Origin of the sequence: Pseudonocardia zijingensis (genome assembly GCF_042657305.1) — a bacterium.
Classification (GTDB): Bacteria; Actinomycetota; Actinomycetes; order Mycobacteriales; family Pseudonocardiaceae; genus Pseudonocardia; species Pseudonocardia zijingensis.
On the sequence record NZ_JBHSKO010000013.1, the window covers coordinates 136,066 to 160,657 of the forward strand.

Annotated in this window: 31 protein-coding genes and 1 tRNA gene; 12 read left to right on the plus strand and 20 right to left on the minus strand. The window is 73.1% G+C overall.

Annotated features, from left to right (window positions below):
• The first annotated feature begins 13 nt into the window (after positions 1 to 13).
• Complete coding sequence (locus ACFPL3_RS24120; RefSeq protein ID WP_343945146.1) at positions 14 to 1,249, plus strand: NAD(P)/FAD-dependent oxidoreductase; 1,236 nt, start codon at positions 14 to 16, stop codon at positions 1,247 to 1,249.
• A 503-nt stretch (positions 1,250 to 1,752) separates the two neighbouring features.
• On the opposite strand, the gene ACFPL3_RS24125 is transcribed toward ACFPL3_RS24120, so the two are convergent.
• Positions 1,753 to 1,974: a DUF3618 domain-containing protein gene (locus ACFPL3_RS24125; protein WP_343945147.1), complete on the minus strand. Its 222-nt coding sequence runs from the start codon at positions 1,972 to 1,974 to the stop codon at positions 1,753 to 1,755.
• Positions 1,975 to 2,055: 81 nt separating this feature from the next.
• Between ACFPL3_RS24125 and bcp the strand changes: the two genes are divergently transcribed.
• Positions 2,056 to 2,523 (plus strand): thioredoxin-dependent thiol peroxidase, encoded by a 468-nt coding sequence (gene bcp / locus ACFPL3_RS24130; protein ID WP_343945148.1) that lies wholly within the window; start codon positions 2,056 to 2,058, stop codon positions 2,521 to 2,523.
• 3 nt (positions 2,524 to 2,526) lie between these two features.
• Here bcp and ACFPL3_RS24135 read toward each other — a convergent pair whose 3' ends face one another.
• From ACFPL3_RS24135 to ACFPL3_RS24150, 4 genes are read right to left on the minus strand one after another with little or no spacing between them, the layout of a single operon-like run.
• Entirely contained in the window at positions 2,527 to 2,931 is a 405-nt protein-coding gene (locus ACFPL3_RS24135; RefSeq protein WP_343945149.1) for a PIN domain-containing protein, read from the minus strand.
• On the minus strand, positions 2,919 to 3,185 hold the full coding sequence (locus tag ACFPL3_RS24140; RefSeq protein ID WP_343945150.1) for a type II toxin-antitoxin system Phd/YefM family antitoxin: 267 nt from the start codon (positions 3,183 to 3,185) through the stop codon (positions 2,919 to 2,921). Before ACFPL3_RS24140 ends, ACFPL3_RS24135 begins: the two co-directional genes overlap by 13 nt.
• Positions 3,186 to 3,208: 23 nt before the next feature.
• On the minus strand, positions 3,209 to 4,531 hold the full coding sequence (locus ACFPL3_RS24145) for a 6-phospho-beta-glucosidase (protein WP_343945151.1): 1,323 nt from the start codon (positions 4,529 to 4,531) through the stop codon (positions 3,209 to 3,211).
• Complete coding sequence (locus ACFPL3_RS24150; RefSeq protein ID WP_343945152.1) at positions 4,528 to 5,289, minus strand: DeoR/GlpR family DNA-binding transcription regulator; 762 nt, start codon at positions 5,287 to 5,289, stop codon at positions 4,528 to 4,530. Before ACFPL3_RS24150 ends, ACFPL3_RS24145 begins: the two co-directional genes overlap by 4 nt.
• A gap of 152 nt (positions 5,290 to 5,441) precedes the next feature.
• On the opposite strand from ACFPL3_RS24150, the gene ACFPL3_RS24155 reads away from it, so the two are divergent.
• From ACFPL3_RS24155 to ACFPL3_RS24170, 4 genes are read left to right on the plus strand one after another with little or no spacing between them, the layout of a single operon-like run.
• Entirely contained in the window at positions 5,442 to 6,584 is a 1,143-nt protein-coding gene (locus tag ACFPL3_RS24155; protein WP_379589660.1) for a carbohydrate kinase family protein, read from the plus strand.
• 11 nt (positions 6,585 to 6,595) lie between these two features.
• Positions 6,596 to 7,963 carry an extracellular solute-binding protein gene (locus ACFPL3_RS24160; RefSeq protein WP_343945153.1) on the plus strand — a complete coding sequence of 456 codons (1,368 nt, stop codon included), beginning with the start codon at positions 6,596 to 6,598 and terminating at the stop codon, positions 7,961 to 7,963.
• Positions 7,956 to 8,843 carry a carbohydrate ABC transporter permease gene (locus tag ACFPL3_RS24165; RefSeq protein WP_343945154.1) on the plus strand — a complete coding sequence of 296 codons (888 nt, stop codon included), beginning with the start codon at positions 7,956 to 7,958 and terminating at the stop codon, positions 8,841 to 8,843. Before ACFPL3_RS24160 ends, ACFPL3_RS24165 begins: the two co-directional genes overlap by 8 nt.
• Positions 8,840 to 9,640, plus strand: coding sequence for a carbohydrate ABC transporter permease (locus ACFPL3_RS24170; RefSeq protein WP_343945155.1), 801 nt, complete (start codon positions 8,840 to 8,842; stop codon positions 9,638 to 9,640). Before ACFPL3_RS24165 ends, ACFPL3_RS24170 begins: the two co-directional genes overlap by 4 nt.
• A 10-nt stretch (positions 9,641 to 9,650) precedes the next feature.
• Here ACFPL3_RS24170 and ACFPL3_RS24175 read toward each other — a convergent pair whose 3' ends face one another.
• The 5 genes from ACFPL3_RS24175 to ACFPL3_RS24195 are packed head-to-tail and all read right to left on the minus strand — an operon-like array spanning position 9,651 to position 14,810.
• Complete coding sequence (locus ACFPL3_RS24175) at positions 9,651 to 10,445, minus strand: DeoR/GlpR family DNA-binding transcription regulator (RefSeq protein ID WP_343945156.1); 795 nt, start codon at positions 10,443 to 10,445, stop codon at positions 9,651 to 9,653.
• Between the two features lie 58 nt (positions 10,446 to 10,503).
• Positions 10,504 to 11,520 (minus strand): NAD(P)-dependent alcohol dehydrogenase, encoded by a 1,017-nt coding sequence (locus ACFPL3_RS24180; RefSeq protein ID WP_343945198.1) that lies wholly within the window; start codon positions 11,518 to 11,520, stop codon positions 10,504 to 10,506.
• Between the two features lie 25 nt (positions 11,521 to 11,545).
• Positions 11,546 to 12,460 (minus strand): carbohydrate ABC transporter permease, encoded by a 915-nt coding sequence (locus ACFPL3_RS24185; protein WP_343945157.1) that lies wholly within the window; start codon positions 12,458 to 12,460, stop codon positions 11,546 to 11,548.
• Positions 12,460 to 13,359 carry a carbohydrate ABC transporter permease gene (locus ACFPL3_RS24190; RefSeq protein ID WP_343945158.1) on the minus strand — a complete coding sequence of 300 codons (900 nt, stop codon included), beginning with the start codon at positions 13,357 to 13,359 and terminating at the stop codon, positions 12,460 to 12,462. Before ACFPL3_RS24190 ends, ACFPL3_RS24185 begins: the two co-directional genes overlap by 1 nt.
• Complete coding sequence (locus ACFPL3_RS24195) at positions 13,356 to 14,810, minus strand: extracellular solute-binding protein (protein WP_343945159.1); 1,455 nt, start codon at positions 14,808 to 14,810, stop codon at positions 13,356 to 13,358. The genes ACFPL3_RS24190 and ACFPL3_RS24195 overlap by 4 nt, the downstream gene beginning before the upstream one ends.
• Before the next feature lie 134 nt (positions 14,811 to 14,944).
• On the opposite strand from ACFPL3_RS24195, the gene ACFPL3_RS24200 reads away from it, so the two are divergent.
• From ACFPL3_RS24200 to ACFPL3_RS24210, 3 genes are all read left to right on the plus strand, one after another.
• Positions 14,945 to 15,307 carry an MmcQ/YjbR family DNA-binding protein gene (locus tag ACFPL3_RS24200; protein ID WP_343945160.1) on the plus strand — a complete coding sequence of 121 codons (363 nt, stop codon included), beginning with the start codon at positions 14,945 to 14,947 and terminating at the stop codon, positions 15,305 to 15,307.
• Positions 15,308 to 15,374: 67 nt separating this feature from the next.
• Positions 15,375 to 16,055, plus strand: a complete 681-nt coding sequence (locus ACFPL3_RS24205; protein WP_343945161.1) for an HNH endonuclease signature motif containing protein — start codon at positions 15,375 to 15,377, stop codon at positions 16,053 to 16,055.
• A tRNA-Leu gene (locus ACFPL3_RS24210) sits at positions 16,018 to 16,095 on the plus strand. The genes ACFPL3_RS24205 and ACFPL3_RS24210 overlap by 38 nt, the downstream gene beginning before the upstream one ends.
• Before the next feature lie 4 nt (positions 16,096 to 16,099).
• Here the strand turns inward: ACFPL3_RS24210 and ACFPL3_RS24215 are convergent.
• Positions 16,100 to 16,777: a TVP38/TMEM64 family protein gene (locus ACFPL3_RS24215; RefSeq protein ID WP_343945162.1), complete on the minus strand. Its 678-nt coding sequence runs from the start codon at positions 16,775 to 16,777 to the stop codon at positions 16,100 to 16,102.
• A 93-nt stretch (positions 16,778 to 16,870) separates the two neighbouring features.
• On the opposite strand from ACFPL3_RS24215, the gene pcaC reads away from it, so the two are divergent.
• Positions 16,871 to 17,266 (plus strand): 4-carboxymuconolactone decarboxylase, encoded by a 396-nt coding sequence (gene pcaC, locus ACFPL3_RS24220; protein WP_343945163.1) that lies wholly within the window; start codon positions 16,871 to 16,873, stop codon positions 17,264 to 17,266.
• A gap of 187 nt (positions 17,267 to 17,453) precedes the next feature.
• On the opposite strand, the gene rdgB is transcribed toward pcaC, so the two are convergent.
• Both rdgB and rph read right to left on the minus strand, forming a co-directional pair.
• Complete coding sequence (rdgB, locus tag ACFPL3_RS24225; protein ID WP_343945164.1) at positions 17,454 to 18,050, minus strand: RdgB/HAM1 family non-canonical purine NTP pyrophosphatase; 597 nt, start codon at positions 18,048 to 18,050, stop codon at positions 17,454 to 17,456.
• 46 nt (positions 18,051 to 18,096) lie between these two features.
• Positions 18,097 to 18,849: a ribonuclease PH gene (rph, locus tag ACFPL3_RS24230; RefSeq protein WP_343945165.1), complete on the minus strand. Its 753-nt coding sequence runs from the start codon at positions 18,847 to 18,849 to the stop codon at positions 18,097 to 18,099.
• Positions 18,850 to 18,906: 57 nt separating this feature from the next.
• Here rph and ACFPL3_RS24235 point away from each other — a divergent pair, with 57 nt between their 5' ends.
• Entirely contained in the window at positions 18,907 to 19,401 is a 495-nt protein-coding gene (locus ACFPL3_RS24235; RefSeq protein ID WP_343945166.1) for a DUF2231 domain-containing protein, read from the plus strand.
• Position 19,402: 1 nt separating this feature from the next.
• Here the strand turns inward: ACFPL3_RS24235 and ACFPL3_RS24240 are convergent, their stop codons facing one another.
• From ACFPL3_RS24240 to ACFPL3_RS24260, 5 genes are all read right to left on the minus strand, one after another.
• The gene (locus ACFPL3_RS24240) at positions 19,403 to 20,188 is read right to left on the minus strand and encodes an MBL fold metallo-hydrolase (RefSeq protein WP_343945167.1); all 786 of its coding nucleotides are present in this window, start codon (positions 20,186 to 20,188) and stop codon (positions 19,403 to 19,405) included.
• A gap of 9 nt (positions 20,189 to 20,197) precedes the next feature.
• Complete coding sequence (locus tag ACFPL3_RS24245) at positions 20,198 to 20,599, minus strand: hypothetical protein (protein WP_343945168.1); 402 nt, start codon at positions 20,597 to 20,599, stop codon at positions 20,198 to 20,200.
• A complete protein-coding gene (locus ACFPL3_RS24250; protein ID WP_343945169.1) occupies positions 20,592 to 20,954 on the minus strand; it encodes a hypothetical protein in 363 nt (120 codons plus the stop codon). Before ACFPL3_RS24250 ends, ACFPL3_RS24245 begins: the two co-directional genes overlap by 8 nt.
• 81 nt (positions 20,955 to 21,035) lie before the next feature.
• The gene (gene murI, locus ACFPL3_RS24255) at positions 21,036 to 21,857 is read right to left on the minus strand and encodes a glutamate racemase (RefSeq protein ID WP_343945170.1); all 822 of its coding nucleotides are present in this window, start codon (positions 21,855 to 21,857) and stop codon (positions 21,036 to 21,038) included.
• A gap of 9 nt (positions 21,858 to 21,866) precedes the next feature.
• Positions 21,867 to 22,475, minus strand: coding sequence for a rhomboid family intramembrane serine protease (locus ACFPL3_RS24260; protein ID WP_343945171.1), 609 nt, complete (start codon positions 22,473 to 22,475; stop codon positions 21,867 to 21,869).
• A gap of 140 nt (positions 22,476 to 22,615) precedes the next feature.
• On the opposite strand from ACFPL3_RS24260, the gene ACFPL3_RS24265 reads away from it, so the two are divergent.
• Positions 22,616 to 23,278: a hypothetical protein gene (locus tag ACFPL3_RS24265; RefSeq protein WP_343945172.1), complete on the plus strand. Its 663-nt coding sequence runs from the start codon at positions 22,616 to 22,618 to the stop codon at positions 23,276 to 23,278.
• Between the two features lie 7 nt (positions 23,279 to 23,285).
• Here ACFPL3_RS24265 and ACFPL3_RS24270 read toward each other — a convergent pair whose 3' ends face one another.
• Both ACFPL3_RS24270 and ACFPL3_RS24275 read right to left on the minus strand, forming a co-directional pair.
• Positions 23,286 to 24,236 carry a PLP-dependent cysteine synthase family protein gene (locus tag ACFPL3_RS24270; protein WP_343945173.1) on the minus strand — a complete coding sequence of 317 codons (951 nt, stop codon included), beginning with the start codon at positions 24,234 to 24,236 and terminating at the stop codon, positions 23,286 to 23,288.
• Between the two features lie 57 nt (positions 24,237 to 24,293).
• On the minus strand, positions 24,294 to 24,587 hold the full coding sequence (locus ACFPL3_RS24275; protein WP_343945174.1) for a MoaD/ThiS family protein: 294 nt from the start codon (positions 24,585 to 24,587) through the stop codon (positions 24,294 to 24,296).
• Positions 24,588 to 24,592: the final 5 nt, after the last annotated feature.

Genomic DNA, 24,592 nt, shown 5'->3' on the forward strand with positions numbered 1-24,592 from the left:
GAGGGGGGCAGCCATGACCGGTCAGCCGGAGCACGTCGTCATCGTCGGTGCCGGGCTGGGCGGGCTGCGTACCGCACAGCAGCTGCGCTCGGCCGGGCTGCAGGGCCGGATCAGCATCGTCGGCGCCGAGACCCACCTGCCCTACGACCGGCCGCCGCTGTCCAAGCAGGTGCTCACCGGCGAGTGGGAGCCGGAGCGCACCGCGCTGGCGGGCACCGACACGTTCGAGGAGCTGGGCGTCCGCGCTCACCTGGGCAACCCGGCCGTCGCGCTGCGTCCCGGCCACCGCGACCACGAGCTGGAGCTGGCAGACGGCGCGGCACTGCACGCCGACGCCGTCGTGGTCGCCACCGGCCTCGTCGCCCGCGAACTCCCCGGCCAGCCCGCACAGGTCCACACCCTGCGCACCCTCGACGACGCCCTCGCGCTGCGGGGCGCGCTCGACTCGGCCCGCACGCTGCTCGTCGTCGGGGCGGGCTTCATCGGCGCCGAGGTGGCGAGCTCGGCCCGCACGCGCGGCACGGCCGTCACCGCCGTGGAGGCGCTCGAGGCGCCCTCGGTGCGCGCCCTCGGACCCCGCCTGGGCCCGCTGGCGGCCCGGCTGATCACCGAGAGCGGCGTCGAGCTGCACACCGGGGCCACGATCACCCGGTTCGTCGAATCCCCGGACTCCGCCGACGGCGTCGAGGTGGAGCTCGCCGACGGCAGGCGGCTCGCGGCCGACGTCGCCGTCGTGGGCATCGGCGGGGTGCCGCGGCTCGAGTGGCTGGCCGACACCGGCCTCGACACCGCACGTGGCATCGCCTGCGGCCCCACCGGGCGGGTGCACGGCCTGGACGGCGTCTGGGCGGTCGGGGACGTCGCGGCGTGGGACGACCCGGTGAGCGGTGCCCGGCACCGCCACGAGCACTGGACCAGCGCGGGCGACCAGGCCGCCGTGGTGGCCCGGGACGTGCTCGGCGCCCCGCCGCCCCCGGCCACGGTGCCCTACTGCTGGTCCGACCAGTTCGGGCTGAAGATCCAGATCATCGGGCGCCCGGAGCTGGCCGAGGACGTCGTGGCGCTGCACGGCGCTGGCCTGGACAACGGCGGCCCGGTGCGCGGCACCGTCGTCGGTTACGTCGCAGGCGACCGGCTGGTGGCGGTGGCCGGCTTCGGCGCCGCCCGCTACGTGGCCCGCTACCGCCCGCTGGTCGGCGCGGGCGCCCCGCTCGGCGAGGTCCGGGCGACGGCGGAGGCGCTCGGCTGAGGCTCCTGAAGTGGGGCGCCTTCTGCGGAGCCCCTTACGGCAGGCTTCGCGGGCAAGCCAGGGCCTGCCTCGTTGGGCGCAGCGCCACCAGGAGGCAGCCTCCCTCGGAGGGGCGAAGCCGGAGGTTTCGCGGCGATCAAGGGGAGAGGTCGCTCCTGGAGATCATCTAGCGACCATTTGCCCTTGATCGACGACCCCGGGCCACCAATTTGGCCCATGATCAGAGGTTTGGCGCATTCCCGGGTCGATTTCGCCCGGGAACACGCCGAAGCCGTGATCTTGCCCGCGGAACCGGCCTCCGGGCGGGTGCCGCCACCGGAGTCCGTTCAGCACGGCGGGTCGATCCCCAGCCGGTTCCACGCGTGGCGCCAGGTGATCCGCTTCCGGACATCCGGCTCCTCCAGGGACCGCAGGGTGCGCCTGGCCGGGCTCCTCGCGGGGCATGGCGGGGAAGCCGGAGCCGACCAGCAGGCGGTCGGCGCCGAGCAGGTCGACGAGGTGGCTCAGCGGAAGAGCTTGCGCAGCAGCGCCAGCACCAGCACGGCGCCGATGGCCATCAGGCCGTAGCGGATGCGCGGGTCGGCCAGCCGGTGCTGGACGCTCTCCTTGCCCGCGTCCACGAGGTGCTTCGGGTGGGCCCGCTCCGAGAGCTCGTCGAGGCTGTCGGCGAGCGCATCCCTCGCCCGCTCGATCTCGCGCTGGATGGTGTCCGGGTCGCGGGGCACGACGCCTCCTGGTGGTGCGGGTCGACGGTACTGCGGGAGGGTGCCACCGTAGATCAGCGGCAGGGGTGCCAGTATCGCGGCATGACGACCCGTCTGGCCCCCGGCGACACGGCTCCCGACTTCACTATCCCCGATGCGGACGGCAAGCCCGTCTCCCTGTCGGACTACCGCGGCCGCCGCGTGATCGTCTACTTCTACCCCGCGGCAGGCACCCCCGGCTGCACGAAGCAGGCCTGCGACTTCCGCGACAACCTCGCCGAGCTCGGGGACGCCGGGCTGGACGTCCTCGGGATCTCGCCGGACAAGCCGGAGAAGCTGGCGAAGTTCCGCGACGCCGAGGGGCTGACGTTCCCGCTGCTCTCCGACGTCGACAAGGAGGTGCTCACGGCCTGGGGCGCCTTCGGCGAGAAGAAGATGTACGGCAAGACCGTCACCGGCGTGATCCGCTCGACGTTCGTGGTGGGCCCGGACGGGAAGATCGAGCAGGCCCTCTACAACGTCCGCGCCACCGGCCACGTCGCGAAGCTGCGCAAGGACCTGAAGGTCTGAGCCTCACGCCCCGACGACGCGGGCGTCGACGCCGGGGAGCTCACCGAACCTGGCCCGCTTGTCGGTCGTCACGACCGTGCGCCCGCTGCTGCGCGCGATGGCAGCCACGATGAGGTCGTGGACCCCCCGAGGCTCACCGGCCCGCTGGGTGTGCGCCAACAGCTCGGCGTGGTGCTCGGCGACCACCTCGTCGTAGCCGACGACCGGCACGAGCTGCACGAGCTGTTCCATGAACGCTCGATGCGCTGCCGCCCTGGCCGGATCGGTGTCGAGCATCGTTCCGAGGAGGTACTCGGCCACCGCGACGGCGGGAATCGCGATGTCATCCGTGCGTGCCAGTGCGTCGAGGTGTCCGCGGCCCCGCACGCCCGCCACCAGGACGCCGGTGTCGAGGATCAGTCGCGCCACGGGTCGGTGTCCAGGTCGGCGGACACGGACTTCCGGGCCGCGTTCACCCGCGACTCGAAGGCATCGTCGAACGCGGGGTGGCCGCGCCAGCTCTCGAAGAGGTCCAGTACCGCGCCCCCGTTGGCACGGGGCGCGGGCGCGATCAGCGCCACTCGCCGGCCGGACCGCGTGACCACGATCGTCTCGCCGTGTTCCGCCGAGTCGAGCACAGCCGAGAAGTTCCGAGCCGCTTCGGACGCGCTCATCTCCCGCATGTGTTCAGATTATCAGAATCAGATCATCGGAACAGTGCAGCAACGTGCGGCAGCCGTTCGCGGTAGCCCTTGAGCAGCTCCTGCGCCACGCCCACCGAGTCGACGAGCGGGTGCTGCGCGAACGCGCGCAACGCGAGCGTGGGCGAGCCGGTGACCGCGGCCTCGATCGCGTCCTGCTCCACCGCCTTGACCTGCTGAAGCAGGCCCAGCATCGCGCCCGGCAGCGGGGAGGTGGCCAGCGGTGTGACGCCGTGGGTGCCCACCAGGCAGGGCACCTCCACCACCGCGTCGGCCGGGAGCCCCGGCACCGCGGTGCCGTTGCGGACGTCGAGGATCATGGTGCGGGGCTCGCCGCCCGAGAGCGCCGCCATCAGCTCGAGCGCCACCTGCTGGTACCCGCCGCCCGCGACGTCCTCGGCCGCGCGTTCCCCCGCCCCGCTGGCCTCGCGGCTCTCGGCCATGTAGCTCGCGTCGCGCTCGGCGCGCACCCGCGTCCAGCGCTCCAGCGCGCCGGACGGGTCGGCCGCCGTGTCGGCGTAGAAGCGTTCCTGCTGGTCGAGGAGGTACTCGCCGCGGGTGCTCCCCGCCGCGCCGATCGCGGCCACCGCCTCGCGGGCGCGGTAGAAGTAGTAGAGGTACTCGTTGGGCAGCGCCCCGATGGCGCGCACCCAGTCGGCCCCGATGAGCCGCACCTCCTCGATGGAGTCGAGCGCGGCGTCGTCGGCCAGCAGGTCGGGCAGCCGGTCGACCCCGTCCACCCGCAGCCCGCGCAGCCAGCCCAGGTGGTTGAGCCCGACGTAGTCGACGGCGCGCTCGCCCGTGTCCAGCCCCAGCGCCCGGGCGGCCCGGTTGACCAGCCCGATCGGCGAGTCGCAGATCCCCACCACGCGCTCGCCCAGCACCCGCTGCATGGCCTCGGTGATCATCCCGGCGGGGTTGGTGAAGTTGATGACCCAGGCGTCCGGCGCCACCGCGGCCACCCGCTCGGCCACCCGCAGCGCCACCGGCACCGTCCGCAGGCCGTAGGCGATGCCGCCCGGGCCGGTGGTCTCCTGGCCCAGCACCCCGCACGACAGCGCCACCCGCTCGTCGACCGTGCGCCCCTCCAGCCCGTCCACGCGGATCGCGGAGAACACGAACCGGGCACCGGCGAGCGCGTCGTCCAGGTCGGTGGTGGCGCGCACGGCCGGGCCGCCGCCGCACTGCTCGAGCACCGCGCGGATCGCGGCCAGCCGCTGCGGCTCGACGTCGTGCAGGACGACCTCGCTGATCGGGGAGGTATCGCCCAGCGCGCGGTAGACCAGCGGCACCCGGAACCCGCCCCCGCCGAGAACGGTGAGCTTCACCGCGGCGCCAGCCGGATCTCGGTGCCGGCCGCGGCGCACGCGGCGAGCGTGTCGGGGTCGGCCCCCTCGTTGGTGACGATCACGTCGACCTCCTCAGGCCCGCAGACGGTGAGCAGCCCGGTGCCCGGGAACTTGGTGCGGTCGGCCACGAGGACGGTCTGCTCGGCCGCCTCGATCATGGCCCGCTTGACCGGCACCTCCACGAGCGTGGAGTCGCGCACCTCGCCGCCGCGGGCGATCCCGCTCGTGCCGAGGAACAAGCGGTGGGCGCGCACCTCGTGCAGGGCCTGCTCGGTGAGCATGCCGACGAGCGAGTGGTAGTTGCGCCGCAGGATGCCGCCGAGCACCAGCAGCTCCACGGCGGGGTCTGCGCGCAGCTCGTCGACCACGGCGAGGCTGCTCGTGATCACGGTGATCCGCCTGCCGCGCAGCGCCCTCGCGAGGCGCGCGGTGGTGGTGCCGATGTCGAGCAGCACCACCTCGCCGTCGCGGACGAGGGTCGCCGCGAGCCGAGCGACGCGCTCCTTGTCGTCGGCGGCAACCGTGGCCACCTCGGCGAAGGGCACCGGGTCGTCGTCGGCCACCGATCCGGCCCCACCCCGCACGCGACGCAGCGCTCCGTCGGCATCGAGCGACTGCAGGTCGCGACGGATGGTGGACGGGCTGACCCCCAGGTTCTCGGCGAGCGCACCCACCGAGACCACGCCGGACGATCGCACCAGGCGGAGGATCTCCCCGTGACGGCTCGCCGGAAGCACGCGCTATACCGTAGCCGAGGAACGAGCAGCACGACAGCAACTCCACGCAGGACTCGTCACGTCTGCGCAAAATCGAGCACATATGGTTGCCTTGTGCGCACCCCACCGGCACTATCCCGGCAGACGAGCCGATGGACAGGTGGTGCAGGCAGTTGACCAGCGCGATCGCGGACACCCCACACGAGCCGGTGTGGTGGGACCCTCTCGCAGGCCTGCGCGACCAGGGCTCCCCCGCCGTCGACGTCTTCATGTCCGGCACCGTGTTCCTCGACATCGTGTTCACCGGGCTGCCCGCCACGCCCGCCGCGGGCACCGAGGTCTGGGCCACGGGCATGGCCTCCTGCCCGGGCGGCATCGCCAACCTCGCGGTGGCCGCGGCCCGGCTGGGCCTGCGCACCAGCCTCGCCGCGGGGTTCGGCGACGACGTCTACGCCGACTTCTGCTGGCAGACCCTCGCCGACCAGGAACGCGTCGACCTCTCCCACTCCCGGCGCTTCGCCGAGTGGCACTCCCCCGTCACCGTGTCGATGGCCGTGCAGCGCGACCGCAGCATGGTGACCCACGGCCACGACCTGCCGATCAGCGCCGACGAACTCGTCGGCACGCCGCCGCGCTGCCGCGCGGTGATCACGAGCATCGGTGAGGGCGCGGCCGACCCCGTGCTGCCGTCCTGGGTGGCGAAGTCCCGCAGCGACGGCGCGCTCGTGTTCGCCGACGCGGGCTGGGACCCCACCGGTGCCTGGGACAAATCCCTGCTGCGCACACTCGCCGGGTGCGACGCGTTCATGCCCAACGCCGTCGAGGCCATGCACTACACGCGCACCGACAGCCCTCAGGCCGCACTGCGCGCACTCGCCGAACACGTCCCACTCGCGGTGGTCACGCTGGGCGGCGACGGCGCCATCGCGATCGACGGCGTCACCGGCGAGACGGCCACCGTGCCGGCGCTGCCGGTGGACGCGCTGGACCCCACCGGCGCGGGTGACGTGTTCGGCGCGGCGCTCGTGCTCGGCACGATCGCAGGCTGGCCCCTCGAGCACCGGCTCCGGTTCGCCGGGGTGTCGGCCGCGCTCGCCGTGCACGAGATCGGCGGATCCCTCGCCGCGCCCGGCTGGGGCGACATCGGCGACTGGTGGCGGCGCACCCGCGCCTTCGCCGCGGAGGGCCACCCCGAATCCGTCGAGCTGGCCAATCGTTACGGATTCCTCGAAGATCTTGTTCCGCGCACCCACGTCTGCGGGGTCCGGCGGGCCGCCGCCACGATCGCCCGCCACTCCGACGTCACCCGCCCCTGAGGAGTCCCGAAATGACCAGCCGACGCCCACGCACCCGTCGCGCCGCCGTCGCCGCGCTCGCCGGGGCGGTGGCGCTCCTCACCGCGTGCACGCCCGGGTCGGAGAACACCGGGGCCCCACCGCCGGCCGGCCGCGAGGTGCAGACCGACATCGCCGCGCTCGGCCCGGTCACGCTCACGGTGTGGGACCAGGAGGTCCGCGGCGGCCAGAACGAGCAGATGGAGCGGCTCAACGCCGCGTTCCAGGAGCGGTACCCGAACGTCACGATCAAGCGCGACTCGCGCTCGTTCGACGACCTCGCCACCACTCTGCGCCTGGCGCTGTCGGGCAACGACGCCCCCGACGTCGTGCAGGCGAACAACGGCCGCGCCGACATGGGTGCGTTCGTGGCCGCGGGAGAGCTGGTGCCGCTCACCCCGTGGGCGCAGGCCTACGGCTGGGACCAGCGCTACCCCGACTCCGTGCGCCAGTACGTCAGCTACACCCCCGACGGCAAGGTGTTCGGCGAGGGCGAGATCTACGGGCTCCCGCAGGTCGGCGAGGTCGTCGGCATCTACTACAACCCCGCCGAACTGCAGCGGCTCGGCATCGCGGTGCCCACCACGTGGGAGGAGTTCGAGGCGGCGCTCGCCGCCGTCAAGGCGGGCGGGGCCACCCCGCTGCAGCTGGGTAACGTGGAGGGCTGGCCCGCCCTGCACGTCTTCGGCACGGTGCAGGACCAGCTCGTGCCCGCCGACCAGATCACCGACCTCGCCTTCGGCCGCAAGGGTGCCTCCTGGACCACGCCGGAGAACACGCAGGCCGCGCAGCGGGTGACCGACTGGGCGGCCGCGGGCTACTTCAACGAGGGCGTCAACGGCCTCGACGACAACCAGGCGTGGCAGGCGTTCTCGCGCGGCGAGTCGGTGTTCTTCATCGGCGGCAGCTGGTACGCCCCCGACCTCGAGGCCACCATGGGCCAGAACGTGCGCTTCATGCCGCCCCCGCCGCCCGCGGGCAAGCCGGTCTCGGCCACCGGCGGCACCGGCCTGCCGTTCTCCATCACGAGCGCCAGCGATGCCCCCGACGCCGCCGCGGCCTACCTCGACTTCATCACCAGCCCCGACGCCATGAAGGTGCTCACCGAGACCGGCAACCTGCCCGTCGTCGACACCGCCGCGCAGACGCCGCCCGCCGGGCTCTCCCAGGACGTCTTCGCGGCGTTCGCGGCCGTGGCCGACAACGGACAGCTGCTGCCCTACCTCGACTACGCCACCCCGACGATGGGCGACACGATGGGCGCGGCACTGCAGGACCTGCTCGCCGGCTCGCAGCCGCCCGACGCGGTGCTCTCCACGGTGGAGGCCGACTACGCCGCCTTCGTCGAGAAGAATGGCTGACGCCCCACGCACGAGCCACCTCGGCCCGTCACCGTGGCACGCACTGGCCTACGTGGTGCCCGCGCTCGCCGTGTACGCGGCGTTCGTGCTCTACCCGCTCGGCCGCGCCGTGCACCTGTCGCTGTTCGACTGGGACGGGCTCACGCTCGCCACGTTCGTCGGGCTCGGCAACTACGCCGAGGTCGTCACCGACGCCGGCCTGCGGGCCGCCTTCGGGCACGCGCTCGTGCTCATCCTGTTCTTCGCGCTGCTGCCCACTGCGATCGGGCTCGTGCTCGCGAGCCTGCTGACCCGGGCCCGCCTGCGCGGGCTGCCGTTCTTCCGCACGGTCGTGTTCCTGCCGCAGGTCGTCGCCATGGTGGTGGTGGGCGTGGCCTGGCGGCAGCTCTACGCCCCCGACGGCTCGGTCAACGACCTGTTGGAGCTCGTCGGCCTCGGCGCCGTCACCCGGGCCTGGCTCGGCGACCCCACGTTCGCGCTGCCCGCCGTCGGCGTGATCGGCACCTGGGTGCAGACCGGGCTGGTCACCGTGCTGCTGATGGCGGGGATCAGCCGGATCCCGGACCAGCTGTACGAGGCCGCCCGGCTCGACGGCGCGGGCCCGGTGCGGGAGTTCTTCGCGATCACGCTGCCGTCGGTGCGCGCTGAGCTCGCCGTCGCGCTCACGCTCACCGTGATCGCCGCGCTCAAGACCTTCGACCTGATCTACATCACCACCGGCGGCGGGCCGGGCAACCGCACGTCGGTGCCCTCCTACGAGGTCTACAACCGGGCGTTCCGGCTCGGTGAGGTGGGCTCTGCGGCCGCCGTGGGCGTCACGCTCACCGCGCTCATCTTCGTGGTGAACCTCGCGGTGGTGCGGATCGGTGAGCGCCGGTGATCTCCCGCGCCGAACGCTCCGGCAACTACGCCGTCCTCCTGCTCTTCGCGGTGTTCGCGCTGTGGCCGATCCTCACGATCCTCGGCAGCGCCGTCGGACCGGACGACTCCGGCGGCGCGGGCGGCCTCGCCAACTTCCCCGCCGCGTGGGAGCAGGGCCGGTTCGGCACGTCGATGCTCACCAGCATCACCGTGTCCGCCTTCGTCGTGCTGGTGGCGGGCGTGCTGTCGATCCTGGCCGGCTACGCGTTCGGCACGATGCGCGTGCCCGGGGCCGGGGTGCTCTTCCCGCTGTTCCTGCTCGGGCTGATGGTGCCCACCGAGGTCATCGTCGTGCCGCTGTACTTCGACCTGCGCACCTTCGGGCTCACCAACACGTTCTGGGGCATCGCGCTGCCGCAGGTGGCGCAGTCGCTCGCGTTCGGCACGTTCTGGATGCGGGCCTACTTCCGCTCCCGCCCGCGCTCGCTGATCGAGGCGGGCCGCCTCGACGGTGCGGGCTCGTGGCGCATCCTCTGGCAGATCCTCGTGCCGCCCGGCCGGCCCGCGATCGTCACGATGGTGGTCCTCACGTTCATGTGGACCTGGAACGAGTTCCTCATCCCCCTGGTCATGGCCACCGACGAGGGGCTACGCACCGCCCCGCTCGGCCTCGCGTTCTTCCAGGGCCAGCACACCTCCGGCGTCACGCTCCTCGCCACCGGCGCCGTGATCGTGGCCGCGCCCGTGGTGGTGGTGTACCTCTTCCTCCAGCGCCACTTCATCCGCGGCATGCTCGAGGGCGCCGTGCGGGAGTGACCCCGCCCGGTCAGTCGAGGGGTGCGAGCACCACCGTGGTGCCCGTCGCGCGCATGGCGTCCGCCTCCGCGGGGTCCACGCCCCCGTCCACCACCACCGCGTCGAACCGGCCGGTGTCGCACACCAGGTGCGGGCCGGTGCGGGGCGTCTTCGTGTGGTCGATCAGCAGGATCCGCCTGCGCGCCGTCTCGAGCGCCGCCCGCTTCAGGGCGGCCGACGGTTCCAGCGGGTGGTAGCAGCGGCCCTGCGCCACCGCGGGCACGCTGAGGACGGCGACGTCCACGGTGCGCCGGCGCACGGCCTCGACCGCGGCCGGGCCGAAGGTGGCGTCGAGGTCGGGTGAGTAGTCCCCGCCCAGCAGGTGGACGCCGAGCTGCGGGTGCTCGGCCGCCCGCCGCACCACCTCGAGGTAGTTGGTGACGAGCGTGATCGGCCGCCCTCGCCGGCCCAGCGCGGCCAGCAGGGGCAGCACCGAGGTCGAGTCGTCCACCAGCACCGACTCCGGCTCCCCGAGCAGCGGCAGCGCGGCGCGGGCCACGGCCTCCTTGAGGCGCGCACCCGCGCGCATCCGGAACAGGGCGCTCGTCTCCACCCGCAGCGCGGACGGGGCCACCGCACGACCCCGTTCCTTGGTGAGGAAGCCGGCGGCACCGAGCGCGTCGAGGTCGCGGTGGACCGTCATCCCGCTCACCCCGTGCCGACGCGCGAGCTCGCCGATCGCGACGGCACCTTCCTCGAGCACCTGCTCGAGGATGCGCTCGCGGCGTGCTTCGACCGACGCCTCGCTCGACCGGGTGCCACTCACGGGGCCCATCCTCCAGAACCCCCCGCCGGCGGCTCCACCCCGCCGGTGGCCGCGCCGTTCAGGCCGCGGCGCGCGGCTGCACGACGAGCTTGACGTGCCGCTGCCGCGGGTCCGGGGCCAGCGCGTCCTCCGCGTGCTCGAGGTCGACGTGCCCGGTGACCAGCCGGTCGAGCCGCACCGCGCCGGAACCGGCCAGCACGATCGCCGCGGGCCACGTGTTCGCGTAGCGGAAGGTGCCGGTCACCTCCAGCTCGCGGTTCTGCACCAGCGACACCGGCACGGGCAGCTCGTCGGCACCCATCCCGACGAGCACCACCGCGCCGGCCCGCCGGACGGCGCGGAAGCCCGCCCGGACGGCCGCCGGTGCGCCCGAGCAGTCGATGAACGCGTCGACCTCGACACCCTGCTCGACGGGGTCGCCCGCCGCCGGGTCGAGCACGGCGCTCGCCCCGAGCTCGGCGGCGAGCCCCCGGCGTCCCGCGTCGACGTCGGAGACCACGACCTCCGCGGCGCCCAGCGCGCGGGCCACCTGCGTGACGAGCAGCCCGACCGGGCCCGCCCCGGCCACCAGCACGTGCGACCCCACACCCACGCCGGCCTTGCGCCCCGCCCAGACGGCCACCGACAGCGGTTCCAGCAGAGCGGCCGCGTCGTCGGAGAGCGCGTCCGGTACGGGGTGGGCGAAGTCCGCGGGCACGGCCACGTACTCGCAGAACGCGCCGTCGACGGGAGGCGTGGCGAAGAACCGGACCTCCGGGCAGAGGTTGTAGCGGCCGCTGCGGCAGCACTCGCACCGGCGGCAGGGCACGCCCGGTTCGACCGACACCCGCTGCCCGATCCGCTCGGCGGGCACGTCCGACCCGGCGGCGACGATCCGCCCGCCCGCCTCGTGGCCGAGCACCAGCGGCGAGCGCACCACGAACTCGCCGATCCGGCCGTGCTCGTAGTAGTGCACGTCCGATCCGCACACCCCGACCGCCGTGACCTCCACCAGCACCTCGTCCGGGCCGGGGCCGGGCACCGGCCGCTCCTCGACGGCGACGTCCCGAATGCCGCGCAGCACGCTCGCCCGCATCGTCCGCGGCAGCGCCACGCTCGTCTCACTCACCGGTCACAGCTCCCAACGTCAGGCCGGTGACCAGCCACCGGCGCACGGCCAGCCCGGCCACCACCATCGGCAGCACCACGATCGTCCCGATCGCCGTCAGCTGCCCCCAGTCGATGCCCGTCTGGGTCACCAGCTGGCTCGCCGCGATCGGCAGCGTCTGCGAGTCGGGGCCGGCGAACACCGTCGCGAACGCGTAGTCGTTCCAGCTGAAGACCAGGCAGAGCACGAACGTGGTGACGAGACCCGCCTTGCTCAGCGGGAGGATCACGTGCCGGAACGCCTGCCACCGCGTGCAGCCCGCCACCAGGGCCGACTCCTCGATCGAGGGCGGCACCTCGGAGAAGAAGGCGCTCATCAGCCAGATCGCGAACGGCAGGTTGAACGTCATGTAGGCCAGCACGAGCCCCGGCAGGGTGTCGATCAGCCCGGCCACGCGGAACATGAGGAACAGCGGCAGGATCACCGCGGCGATCGGCGCCATCCGGGTGGAGATGATCCAGAACGACAGCCGGTCCTTGTGGCGCATCACCGACCGCGAGAGCCCGTACCCCGCGAGCGTGCCGACCACCACCGACAGCAGCGCGGAGACCACGGCGGCCACGACGCTGTGCCACAGGTACGGGGTCAGGTCGTTCGCGCCGGTGAACAGGTTGCGGTAGTTCTCGAACGTCGGGGCGAAGACGAGGCGCGGCACCGCGGAGGTGACGTCCGCCTGGCTCTTGAACGACCCCAGCACCATCCAGACGAGCGGCACCAGCGTCCACAGGAGCGTCGCGGCCAGCACCACGGCCACGGCCACGCGGCTGCCGGTGCTGCGGCCGTGCAGCGCCGCCCGGGCGCCGCCGGGTGCGGCCGGTGCGCGCGCGGAGTCGTCCCGCGTGCCGGGGGCGAGTGCGGGTGCGGTCATCAGGAGATCCCCCTCGTCCCGAGCAACCGCACGAAGGCCCGCGCGATCGCGATGGTCAGGAGCAGCATCATCAGGCCGATCGCGGCCGCGTAGCCCAGGTCGAAGAAGCGGAAGGCGTTCTCGAACAGCCGGATCGGGATCGTCTTCGTCGCGTCCGCCGGGCCGCCGTTCGTGGTGACGGAGATGATGTCGTAGTAGCGGACGGCGTCCATGGCGCGGATGAGCAGCGCCACGAGCAGGATCCCGGAGATCGAGGGCAGCACCACGTGCCGCAGGCCCGCCCAGTACCCCGCCCCGTCCAGCGCGGCGGCCTCCAGCAGCGACGGATTCACCGAGGTCAGCCCCGCGAGGGCGATCAGCGTGATCAGCGGCGTCCACTCCCAGACGTCCATCAGCACCACCGCCGCGAACGCCGTGCCGGGGCTGCCGAGCACGTCACCCTCCCAGCCCAGCTGCTGCAGGAACCAGGCGTAGAGGCCGAAGGTGGAGTCGGTGAGGTAGCGGCCGAGCAGCCCGACGATCACGGGCGCGACGAACATCGGCAGCAGCACCAGCGACAACAGGATCCCGCGGCCGCGCAGCACCCGGTGCAGCGCCAGCGCGACGGCCAGCCCGAGCACCATCTCGATCCCGAGCGTGAGCACCAGGTAGGCGCCGGTGCGCACCCAGCTCCACCACATGTCGACGTCGGTGAGCACGCGCACCCAGTTGTCGAGCCCCACCCACTCCAGCCGCACCCCGCCGAGCAGGCGCACCCGGCTGAGGCTCATCGCCACCAGCGCCAGGAACGGCAGCACGGACAGCACCGCCAGCAGCGCGACGCCGGGGGTGAGCAGGAGGCCGGGGAACGTGAGGCCCCGGCGGCGGCCCGCCCGGGCCGTCGGCTCCGCCGCGGTCATGCGTGCCACCCCCTCGCAACGATCTGGTCGACGCGCCGGGCCGTGCCGCGCATCGTCGTCTCCGGGTCCTGCTGGCCGGCGATCATCTGGGACAGGCCGGTGAACACCGCGGTGTCGCAGGCGTTCCACATCGGGATCTTGGGCCGCAGGCCGATCCGGTCGGGTTCCCACGCGGCGCGCACGGCCGGCCCCGCGAGCATGTTGGGCAGCTCGCTCGGCCGCTGCTCCGCCCGCACCACCTCGGGCAGCTCGTACACCGATCCGCGCGTGGGCGTGCCGCCGCCCGCGCTGCTGCGCAGGTTGTCCAGCTGCGTGCCCCGCGATGTGGCCCAGTTGACGAAGAGCCAGGCGGCGCCCCGCTCGGCGCCCGACGCGTTCGCCGTGATGCCGATGCCGCAGCCGCCGTACATGTTCGCCGAGCCGGTCGGGCCGCTGGGCAGCGGCGCGTAGCCCATCGCGCCCGGGAACGCCTCCTCGTTGCTCGCGGCGAACTCGTGCCAGTTCGGGCACATCGCGATCTCCCCGGCCCGCAACGCGGCGCCCACGCCGTCCCAGTCCCACGTGCGGGACGCCGGGTGGGCCACCGCGAGCAGCTCGTCGTAGAAGCGCGCGGCCTCGATCGCCTCGGCCGAGTCGAGCGTGCAGCGGCCCGGATCGCGCACCCCGAGCAGGCCGACCTGCTCCCCGGCGTCGAAGTAGTCGCCGCCGTAGGACCACAGCACGTTGCTGAAGTCGCACATCAGCGAGTCGTGCTGCTTCGCCTGGTGTCCGGTGCCGTAGCGCACCTCGTCGACGTTGTCGGTGAACCAGGCCGCGATCCTGCGGTACTCGTCCCAGGTGCGGTCCGGACCCGGCGTCGGATCGAAGCCCAGGTCGTCGGCCATCCGAGCGCCGTGGGCGGCGAAGAGGTCGGCGCGGTACTGCCAGATCATCGTCGGGCAGTCGTAGGGCAGCGCGTAGACCGGTCCCTCCTGCTCGAAGCTGCCCGCCGCCCGCAGCTGCGTGGGGATGAAGTCCTCCAGCCCGCCCTCCAGGACCGGGTAACTGGGGTCCTCGATGAACTCACGCAGGTCGGCCAGCCCGGCGCTGTACGGGGCGAGCACCTGGTAGGGGTCGGCGTAGATCACCTGGTACTGCGACGTGCCCGACGCCATGTCCAGCGCCACCCGCTGCACGAGCGCGGAGAGCTCCAGGTTGACGATCCGCACCGTGATGCCGGTGAGCTCGGTGAACGGCTGCAGGTTCGCGGCGATGGCCGCGGTCGGCGCGGTGTTCTCCGAGATGAAGTTGATCGTCGTGCCGGCGAACCGGCGCCACGGGTCCTGCCCCGGGGACAGCGGCGGTACCGGACGGCGTTCGGCACCACCGCAGCCGGCGAGCAGGCCGGACGCGGTGACCGCACCGGCCGCGGCCGCTCCCCACCGCAGCAGGTTCCGACGGGTGACTGTCATGGGACCTCCGCGTCGTTGGACCCGTACTCGTGATCGACCTGACAATCTCACACAAAATGTGTGAGAACAACCGGATGCGCGCCGCGGCCGGCCGCCGGGAGAATGCGGGGAGCGACGGGGAGACAGGAGGGGCCGTGACCACCGAGGAAGACGTGCGCCGGATCGCGCTCGCGCTGCCGGGCGTCGAGGAGATCCCCAGCGAGGGCTTCGACTTCCGCGTGGGCGGCAAGGGGTTCGTCTGGTCCTACCCCGAACGCGTGCCCGGGCGGCGGCGCGAGATCCGCACCGACGTCGCCGTGCTCTACGTCGGCGACGAGGCCGAGAAGCAGGCCCTGCTGCTCGGCGAGCCCGAGCTGTTCTTCACCCATCCCACCTACGACGGCCTGCCGCTGGTGATGGTGCGGCTCGAACGGGTCGACGAGGCCCGGCTGGAGGAGCTGGTGCTCGACGCCTGGCGCATGCGCGCTCCGGCGGAGCTGGCCGACCGCGTGACCTAGCACTGCTTGTGGACAACTCGCGATCTTCACGGCGGCGCGCGAACGCCCGTTCGATAGCGTCCGGATCATGCCCCGAGCCCGGAGCTGGACGGACGAGCAACTCATAGCCGCGGTGGCGGCGAGCCGGACCCTCAGGGAGGTCCACCTCCGCCTCGGGATCCGACCAGGCAAGTACGACGTCCTGCGAGCGCACATCCGTCGCCTTGGAATCGATGCCTCGCATCTTCCACGGGCCACCGCCGGCTCGCCGCGGACGTCCCGACGCTTCCAGGACGTCGACCTCATCGAGGCCGTGAAGGCCGAACGGACGGTGCACGGTGTACTCCGCCGATTGGGTTACCGCCCGAGCGGCGGCATGTTCCGGTTCGTCGTCGCCCACATCCGACGGCTCGACCTCGATACGTCGCACTTCCTGGGGCAGAGGTGGGCCCGAGGGCTTCGCCGGCCATCCACCAAGATCACACCCCTTCAGGACCTGCTGGTCGAAGGCTCCACGACGACATCGAGCATGCTGCGGAAACGCCTGATCGCCGAGGGCCTCAAGCCGGCACACTGCGAGGAATGCGGCCTGTCGGAGTGGCAAGGCGTGGGCCTCCCGCTGTGCCTCGACCACATCAACGGGGACCACACGGACAACCGCCTCGAGAACCTCCGTATCCTCTGCCCGAACTGCCATGCCACCACCGACACCTGGTGCGGGCGGAACAGAAGCCGGCGTAGCCCAACTGGCAGGAGGCCCTCGGCCTAGGACCGAGACAGTGTGGGTTCGAATCCCACCGCCGGCACCACCGACTACGCGACCCGGCCCGGCCCCGGCTCCGAGTCCGGCGCAGCCCGGGCGGGGCGCCGGGCCGCGATGAGCGCGCCGGTCAGCCCGACCGCGCCGGAGCACACCGACACCAGCAGCATCGCGGGGTGCGGGTTGCCGCCCACCGCGGCGTCACCGAGGATCACGACCCCGATCGTGCCGGGCAGGACCCCCAGCACCGTGCCCACCAGGTACGGCGCGAAGCGCACGCCCGCGAGGGCCGAGGCGTAGTTCATCGCCGAGAACGGCACGGCCGGGATCAGCCGCAGCGACACCATCGCGAGCAGGCCGCTGCGGTCCAGCCGCGCACGCACCCACGTCATCACGCGGTGGTCGGTGTGGCGGCGGGTGAACCGCCCGCCCAGGAGCTTGACCAGCCAGAACGCGACGGCAGCCGCCAGCGACGTGCCCGCCACCGCGAGCAGCACCCCGCCGACCCCGCCGAACAGCACCCCGGCCGCCACCGTGAACACCGTGCGCGGCACCGGCGTGACGGTGATCATCCCCTGCAGGAGCACGAACAGCAGGGGAGCCCACAGGCCCGCCGCCTGCACGGCCGTGCGCACGTCCAGCAGGTCGGTGCCGGTGCGGATCAGCAGGAACGCGACCACCGCGACGACGAGCACAGCTGCGCCCACGGCAGCGATCCGTCCCCAGCTCACCCGACCGAAGGTACCGATGCCGACACCGGAGGGGGCGGGAAGGGGGGTCGTCGACACACTCCGTTCACCTCCGCGACGGTTACGGTGCCTGGCGTGACCACGAAGCCCCCTCTCGACCTCGACCCCGACGGCCTCGCCGTGCGCCGCGAGGTGCTCGGCGCGAACCACGTCGACGCCGCGCTGGCCCGTGCAGACGCCGTCACGGCCGACTTCCAGGAGCTGATCACCCGCTACGCCTGGGGCGGCATCTGGACCCGTCCCGGCCTCGACCGGCGGATGCGCAGCGCCATCACGCTCACCGCGCTCGTGGCGCACGGGCACCACGACGAGCTGGAGATGCACCTGCGGGCCGCCCTGCGCAACGGGCTGAGCCGGGAGGAGATCGTCGAGGTGCTGCTGCAGAGCGCGATCTACTGCGGCGTGCCCGCTGCCAACTCCGCCTTCGCCGTGGCCCGCCGGGTGCTGGCCGAACCCGACCCGACCGACTGACCCACCGCGCACTGCAGGCCGCCAAACGGGAGACTCGCCCCCACAGAACGCGGGACTCACCCACCGAGACGGGAGACTCGCGCTCTGGACTCCGCCCCATGGGGGCGAGTTTCCCGTTCGGGGCCGCGAGTTTCCCCCTGCGAGCGCGAGTCTCCCGTTCGGGGGTGCGAGCGACGCGTTCGGCGGGTCAGGCCAGGGCCTGCAGGTGCGGCAGGAGGGCACGCATCGCGCGGCCCCGGTGGGACGCGGCGTCCTTCTCCTCCGCGCTCAGCTCGGCGGAGGTCCGCTCCTCCCCGTCGGGCACGAAGATCGGGTCGTAGCCGAACCCGTTCGTGCCGCGGGGGGCGCGCACGATCCGGCCGGTCCACTCGCCGTGCACCACGGTCTCCGCGCCGCCCGGCACCACCAGCGCCGCCGCGCACACGAACGCCGCCCGGCGCCGCTCGTCCGGGACGTCCTCGAGCTGGCCGAGCAGCAACTCCAGGTTGGCGGCGTCGTCGCCGTGGCGGCCCGCCCAGCGCGCCGACAGCACCCCGGGCATCCCGTTCAGCGCGTCGACGGTGAGGCCCGAGTCGTCGGCCACCGACGGCAGCCCGGTGGCGGCCGCGGCGTCACGCGCCTTGGCGAGCGCGTTCTCCGCGAACGTTGCCCCGGTCTCGGGGGCCTCCGGGAACTCCGGCACGTCGGCGAGCCCGAGGACCTCCAGCGGGACGCCGTCGAGCATCCGGCGCAGCTCGACGAGCTTGCCGGCGTTGCGGGTGGCGAGCAGGACCTTCACAGCCACATCCTCACAGCCACATCCTCACAGCCACATCCTCACAGCCACGTCCTCACGACTGCCCGGGCAGGTCGCGCGGGTAGGGCTGGGCCAGCACCTCGGCCTGCAGGTCCGACAGCTCGCGGATCCCGGCGAGGGCCATGTCGAGCATGGTGTCGAGCGTGCTGCGGGTGAACGTGGCGCCCTCGCCGGTGCTCTGCACCTCGATGAGGGTGCCCGTGTCGGTGGCCACGACGTTGGCGTCGACCTCGGCGCGGGAGTCCTCCTCGTAGGGCAGGTCGAGCCGCACCCGCCCGTCCACCACGCCGACGCTCACCGCGGCGACCTTGCACGACAGCGGCTTCGGGTCGGCCAGCGCGCCCTGGGCACCCAGCCAGGTGACGGCGTCGGCGAGCGCCACGTAGGCGCCGGTGATCGCCGCGGTGCGGGTGCCGCCGTCGGCCTGGATGACGTCGCAGTCGAGGGCGATGGTGTTCTCGCCGAGCGCCGCGAGGTCGATGCACGCGCGCAGTGAGCGGCCGATCAGCCTGCTGATCTCGTGGGTGCGGCCGCCGATGCGGCCCTTCACCGACTCGCGGTCGCTGCGCGTGTTGGTGGCCGAGGGAAGCATCGCGTACTCCGCGGTGAGCCAGCCGAGGCCGGATCCCTTGCGCCAGCGCGGGACGCCCTCCGTCACGCTCGCCGCGCACAGCACCTTCGTGTCGCCGAACTCGACGAGCACCGAACCCGCGGGGTGCTTCTGGAAGCCGCGGGTGATCGTCACCGGGCGGAGCTCGTCGTCGGACCTGCCGTCTGCGCGTGTCACGCAGCCACCCTATGACCCCGGCTGAACCGATCACCGGGCCCGCCCGTGCAACAGGACATGTGGGTCATCGACGGCATCCCGCTGCATCCGCTCGTCGTGCACGCGGTGGTGGTGCTGCTGCCGCTGGCGGCGCTGGGCGCCGTCGTGGTGGCGGTGCGGCGCTCGTGGCGACGCGTGCTCGGCCTCCCGGTCCTGCTCGTGGCGGTGGCGGGCGTCGCCGCGGTGCCGCTGGCCACCAGCACCGGCAACCAGCTGTGGGCGGTGCTCGGCGCGCAGAACCCGGTGATCGAGACCCACGTGCAGCGGGCGTCGTGGCTCCTGCCGGCCGCCCTCGTCTTCCTCCTGCTGCTGGGCGGCGCGCTGCTCACCGAGCTGGCCTCGGTGCGGGCCGAGGCCGGGGCGCACGCGGCGCCTGCCGCCACCGCCACCCAGTACCGGGTGGCCACAGGGCTCTCGGCGCTGGCGGCGCTCACCGGCCTCGCGGTCACCGCGATCGTGGTGTGGGTCGGACACGCCGGGTCCACCGCCGTCTGGCAGGGGACCGGGCAGTAACTCAGACCGCGTACTGCGCGTCGGGCGCCACCAGCTCGACCGGGCCGGCGAACGCCGCCCGGGCCTCGGCCAGCAGCGTCGCCCCTTCGTGCCACGGGGCGACGTGGGTGAGCAGCAACCGGCCCACCCCCGCCGCGGTGGCGTGCTCCCCCGCCTGTCGCCCGGACAGGTGCACCCCCGGTGGGGGCTCCTCCCATTCGTCCGACACGTGCGGCCACGTGGCCTCGCAGAGCAGCACGTCGGCGCCCCGCGCCAGCTCCACGAGGGCCGCGGACGGCCCGGTGTCGCCGCTGTAGACGAGGCTCCGCCCGCCCGCGTCGACGCGCAGGGCGTAGGCCTCGCAGAGGTGGTCGACGCGGCGCGCGGTGAGCGTGGCAGCCCCCACGCCCGCCCGCGAGCCGTCGACGAGGGGGTGGAAGGCGAACACGTCGGTGAGGTCGGTCTTCGACCGTTCGTCCGCCGAGGGCGCGTACGCCGCGGCGAACCGGTCGGGCGCCTCGGCGGGCGCGTGCACCGGGAGCGGACGCGTGGTGGGGTCGTTGGGGGGCCGCGGGTGGTAGCGGCGGTGCACCACGAGCGAGGCGAAGTCGGCGCAGTGGTCCGGGTGCAGGTGCGAGAACGCCACGGCGTCGAGCTGCCACGGGTCGAGGTGGCGTTGCAGCGCGCCCAACGTGCCGTTGCCGAGGTCGAGCACCAGCCGCTCGTGCCCGGTGTCGACGAGGTACCCGGACGCCGGCGAGCCCGGTCCCGGCACGCTGCCCGAGCACCCCAGCACGATCAAGCGCATCCGCGCACGCTAACGCGGCCGCGTGTGCCGCAGCCACCAGAGGCCGATCAGCGGCAGCACCAGCGGCACGAACCCGTAGCCCCGTCCGTAGACCGACCAGACGGTGTCGCTCGGGAAGTCGCCGGTGTCGAAGACGGTGAGGGTGCCGACGGCGAGCACGCCGACCAGCTCGAACACCACCGCGCACCAGGCGAGCCTGCGCGCTCCCGGGCCGTGCCCGGCGAGCCCGATCGTCGCCAGGATGTAGACCACACCGGCCAGCGCCGACAGCAGGTACGGCACCGGGGCCTCGCTGAACCGGGTGGCGATCTGCACGCCCGCGCGGGCGGTGGCCGACAGCGCGAACACGCCGTAGACGGCGATCAGCACCCGCCCCGGCCCGGACGCGGTGGCGCGGGCTGCCTCAGCCACCGGGGACCCACAGCCCCTGCAGCCGCCAGACCGCCACGGCCGTGGCGATCGCCCCGACGGCGACGACGGCCCCGCCCCACCGGCTGGGTTCGGCCGTGGCGAACTGGGTGGCGATCGGGAGCACGCACACCGAGACGACGAGGTAGATGAGGAACGTCGAGGTCTCGGGCAGCGTGACACCGCCGAACACCTGCACCGCCGCGATCGCGGCCTGCACCACGAGCAGGGCCACCGCGACGCCCACGGCGCGCTTCGTCCAGGCGTCTGGTGGCCGGTTCAGCACGGTGAGGAGCACGCCGTAGACCGCGAGGGCGGCGAGCGCCACGTGGACCACGACGACGAGAGCGCCGATCACGCCGCGACGCTACCGGGCCGCGACACGCCGTACGAACGGCACCCTCGTCCGATAGAGCGGTACGGATGTGCCGTTCGTACGTCAGGTCGCCGTTCCCAGCGGCGCGGGGAGGCCTGCGACGACCCCGATCTCCGGCCCCAGGAAGCGCCTGCCGAGGCGGCGGAACGGCGCGGGGTCGCCCGTGGCGAGGAACCGGTGCGGTGCAGGTGGCGGGGCGTCCGGGTCGCGGGCGAGGTCGTGCTCCATGAGCACCCGCACGACGTCCTTGGCCGTTTCGTCGGCGCTGGACACGAGCGTGACGTCCGGCCCGGCCACGATCTGCAGGACGCCGGCGAGCAGCGGGTAGTGGGTGCAGCCGAGCACGAGGGTGTCGACACGCGCCCGCTGCAGCGGCTCCAGGTAGCCCTGGGCGAGCCCGAGCACCTGCCGGCCACTGGTCATGCCGCGCTCGACGAAGTCGACGAACCGCGGGCACGCGACGGAGGTGACCTCGATGCCCGGAGCGGCGGCGAAGGCGTCCTGGTAGGCACCCGACGCGATCGTGGCGCTCGTGCCGATCACCCCCACCCGCCCGTTGCGCGTGGTGGCGACGGCCCGGCGCACCGCGGGCCGCAGCACCTCGACGACCGGCACCGGGTAGCGCTCGCGGATGTCGGGCAAGCAAGCAGCGGTGGCGGTGTTGCAGGCCACGACGAGCGCCTTGACGCCCTGCTCCATGAGGGCGTCGCCCACGGCGAGGGCGTGGCGTCTCACGTCGGCGATCCGCAGGGGCCCGTACGGTCCGTGCGCGGTGTCGCCCACGTACACCACCTGCTCCGCGGGCAGCTGGTCGATCACGGCCCGAGCAACGGTGAGGCCGCCGACGCCGGAGTCGAAGATGCCGATCGGGGCGTCGGGGAGCACGCGGTGAGCTTAGGCGGGGCGGTCGGCGCGGGCGACGAGCCGGGCCGCCAGGAGCCCGGCCAGCGCCCCGAACAGGTGCGACTGCCAGGAGATGCCCGGCTGCCCGGGCAGGACGCCGAACAGGATCCCGCCCCACACGAGGAACAGCCCCACTGCCAGGAGGATCTGCAGACCGCTGCGGGCGAAGAAGCCACGGGTGAGCAGGAAGACCAGCCAGCCGAAGATCAGGCCGGACGCCCCGATGTGGTAGCCGGAGCCGAACCCGCCGGTGAGCCACACCCCGAGCCCGCCGAGCAGCCAGATCGTGGCCGTGACCATCACGAACTGGCGGAACCCGCCCGCCATCGCGAGGAACCCGAACACCAGGAACGGCAGCGTGTTGGCCACCAGGTGCGCCCAGTCGGCGTGCAGCAGGGGCGCGAACAGCACGCCGTCGAGCCCGCCGGTCTGGAGCGGTTCGATGCCGAAGTTGTGGTCGAGCGCACCGCCCATGACGACGTCGACGGCCTCGACGATGTAGAGCCCGGCCGTGAACAGGAGCATGAACAGCGCCGAACCGATCGGGTTGCGGGGCAGCACGCGGGCGGTGCGGCGCGGGGCGGGCGCAGGGGCGGCCATGCCATCGAGGTTACGCACGTGGAGCGCCGTCACGACAGGTGTGAGCCACGCCACTTTCGATCATCCGATCGTCGATCACTTCCGTCCTCTCGAACAAGGCCGCGAATCGCGGCCCGACCGAAGGACCGGGGGGACCTGCCATGACCCGACACACGATCCGCGCGCTCGCCGCCGCCGGTCTCGCCGCGGCGGCGCTCGTCACCGTCCCGGGCACCGCGCTCGCCCAGTACCGCCCGGCCGCGGTCACCGCCGAGGCCGACGTCGACGGGGACGGCGCGCAGGAGCACGTGACGCTGGAGCAGCTCGCTCCGGGCACGCAGCTGCTGCGCGTGCACCTGCCCAGCGGGTACGTCGAGGACCGGATCCTCGGAGACGAGGGGCTCCCGCTGATCGTCCCGTTCGTGGTGGACGTCAACGGCGACGGGCGCGACGAGCTGGTGATCGCCACCTCCCTCGGCGCCAACACCAACACCCTCCAGCTGTGGAGCTTCGACGACGACCGGCTGCACGCGGTCACCACCGAGGACGGCGCCACGTGGCAGCTGTTCGAGGGCGGCGGGGTGTCGGCCATGGGCATGTACGGGTGCGTGCCCGGCACGCCCGCCCGTCAGCTCCGCGACGTGCAGGCCACGCTCGACGAGGCCGCGTCCACCGACGGCACGACCCGCTACGACGGCACGGCGGTGACCTACACCGTGACGGACGGGATGGCGCACCGGGCGGTGGTGGAGCCCCTGGAGGACGTCACGCGCGACGACCCGCGGGTGCAGGTCGACCCGGCGACCTGCGCCACCGTGGCCTGACGGCCGGTCACGCCCAGAGGTGGCCCTCGATGCCCTCGGCCGCCTCGTCCAGCTCGCCGGAGTAGGCACCGGTGGACAGGTACTTCCAGCCGGCGTCGGCGATGATGATCACGATGTCGGCGGTGTCGCCCGCGCCCGCAGCCTTCTCCGCCACGGCCAGCGCGGCGTGCAGGATGCCGCCGCTGGAGATGCCGGCGAAGATCCCCTCCTGCTCCACCAGCTGCCGGGTGCGGCGCAGCGCGTCGCGGCTGCCCACCGAGTAGCGGGAGGTGAGCACGTCGGGGTCGTACAGCTCGGGCACGAAGCCCTCGTCCAGGTTGCGCAGGCCGTACACCAGCTCGCCGTAGCGGGGCTCGGCCGCCACGATCTGGACGTCCGGCTTGTGCTCACGCAGGTAGCGGCCGGTGCCGACGAGTGTGCCCGTGGTGCCCAGCCCGGCCACGAAGTGGGTGACCGTGGGCAGGTCACGCAGAATCTCCGGCCCGGTGGTGCGGTAGTGGGCGTCGGCGTTGGCCGGGTTGCCGTACTGGTAGAGCATCACCCAGTCCGGGTGCTCCGCGGCGAGGCCCTTGGCCATCGCGACGGCCTGGTTCGAGCCGCCGGCCGCGGGCGAGTTGATGATCTGCGCGCCGTACATCTCCAGCAACTGGCGCCGCTCGACGGAGGTGTTCTCCGGCATGACGCAGATCAGCCGGTAGCCCTTGAGCTTGCAGGCCATCGCCAGCGAGATGCCGGTGTTGCCCGACGTCGGCTCCAGCACCGTGCAGCCGGGCTTCAGCAGCCCGTCCGCCTCGGCCTTCTCGATCATCGCGAGGGCCGGGCGGTCCTTGATGGAGCCGGTGGGGTTGCGGTCCTCCAGCTTCGCCCACAGCCGCACGTGCGGCGCGGGCGACAGCGACGGCAAACCCACCAGCGGGGTGTCGCCCACCGCGTGGATGAGGGACTCGTACCGGGCCATGACGCCTCCTGCAGATGCGCCCGGGTCGGGCCGGGACGTGCCCGGCCCGCGCCGGACTCAGCGCATGCCACCCGCGACGGCCCCACCCGCGACCGCGGGCAGGATCGTGACGGTCGAGTTCTCCTTGACCGGCGCCTGGAGGCCACCGGCGAAACGCACGTCCTCGTCGTCGACGTAGATGTTGACGAAGCGGTGCAGGTTGCCGTCCTTGACGAGGCGGGCCGCGATGCCACCGTGGCGCGACTCGAGGTCGTCGATCACCTCGGCGACGGTGCTGCCCTTCGCCTCGACGGTCTTCTCACCGCCGGTGTGGGTGCGCAGGATGGTGGGGATGGACACGGTCACGGCCATGCGAA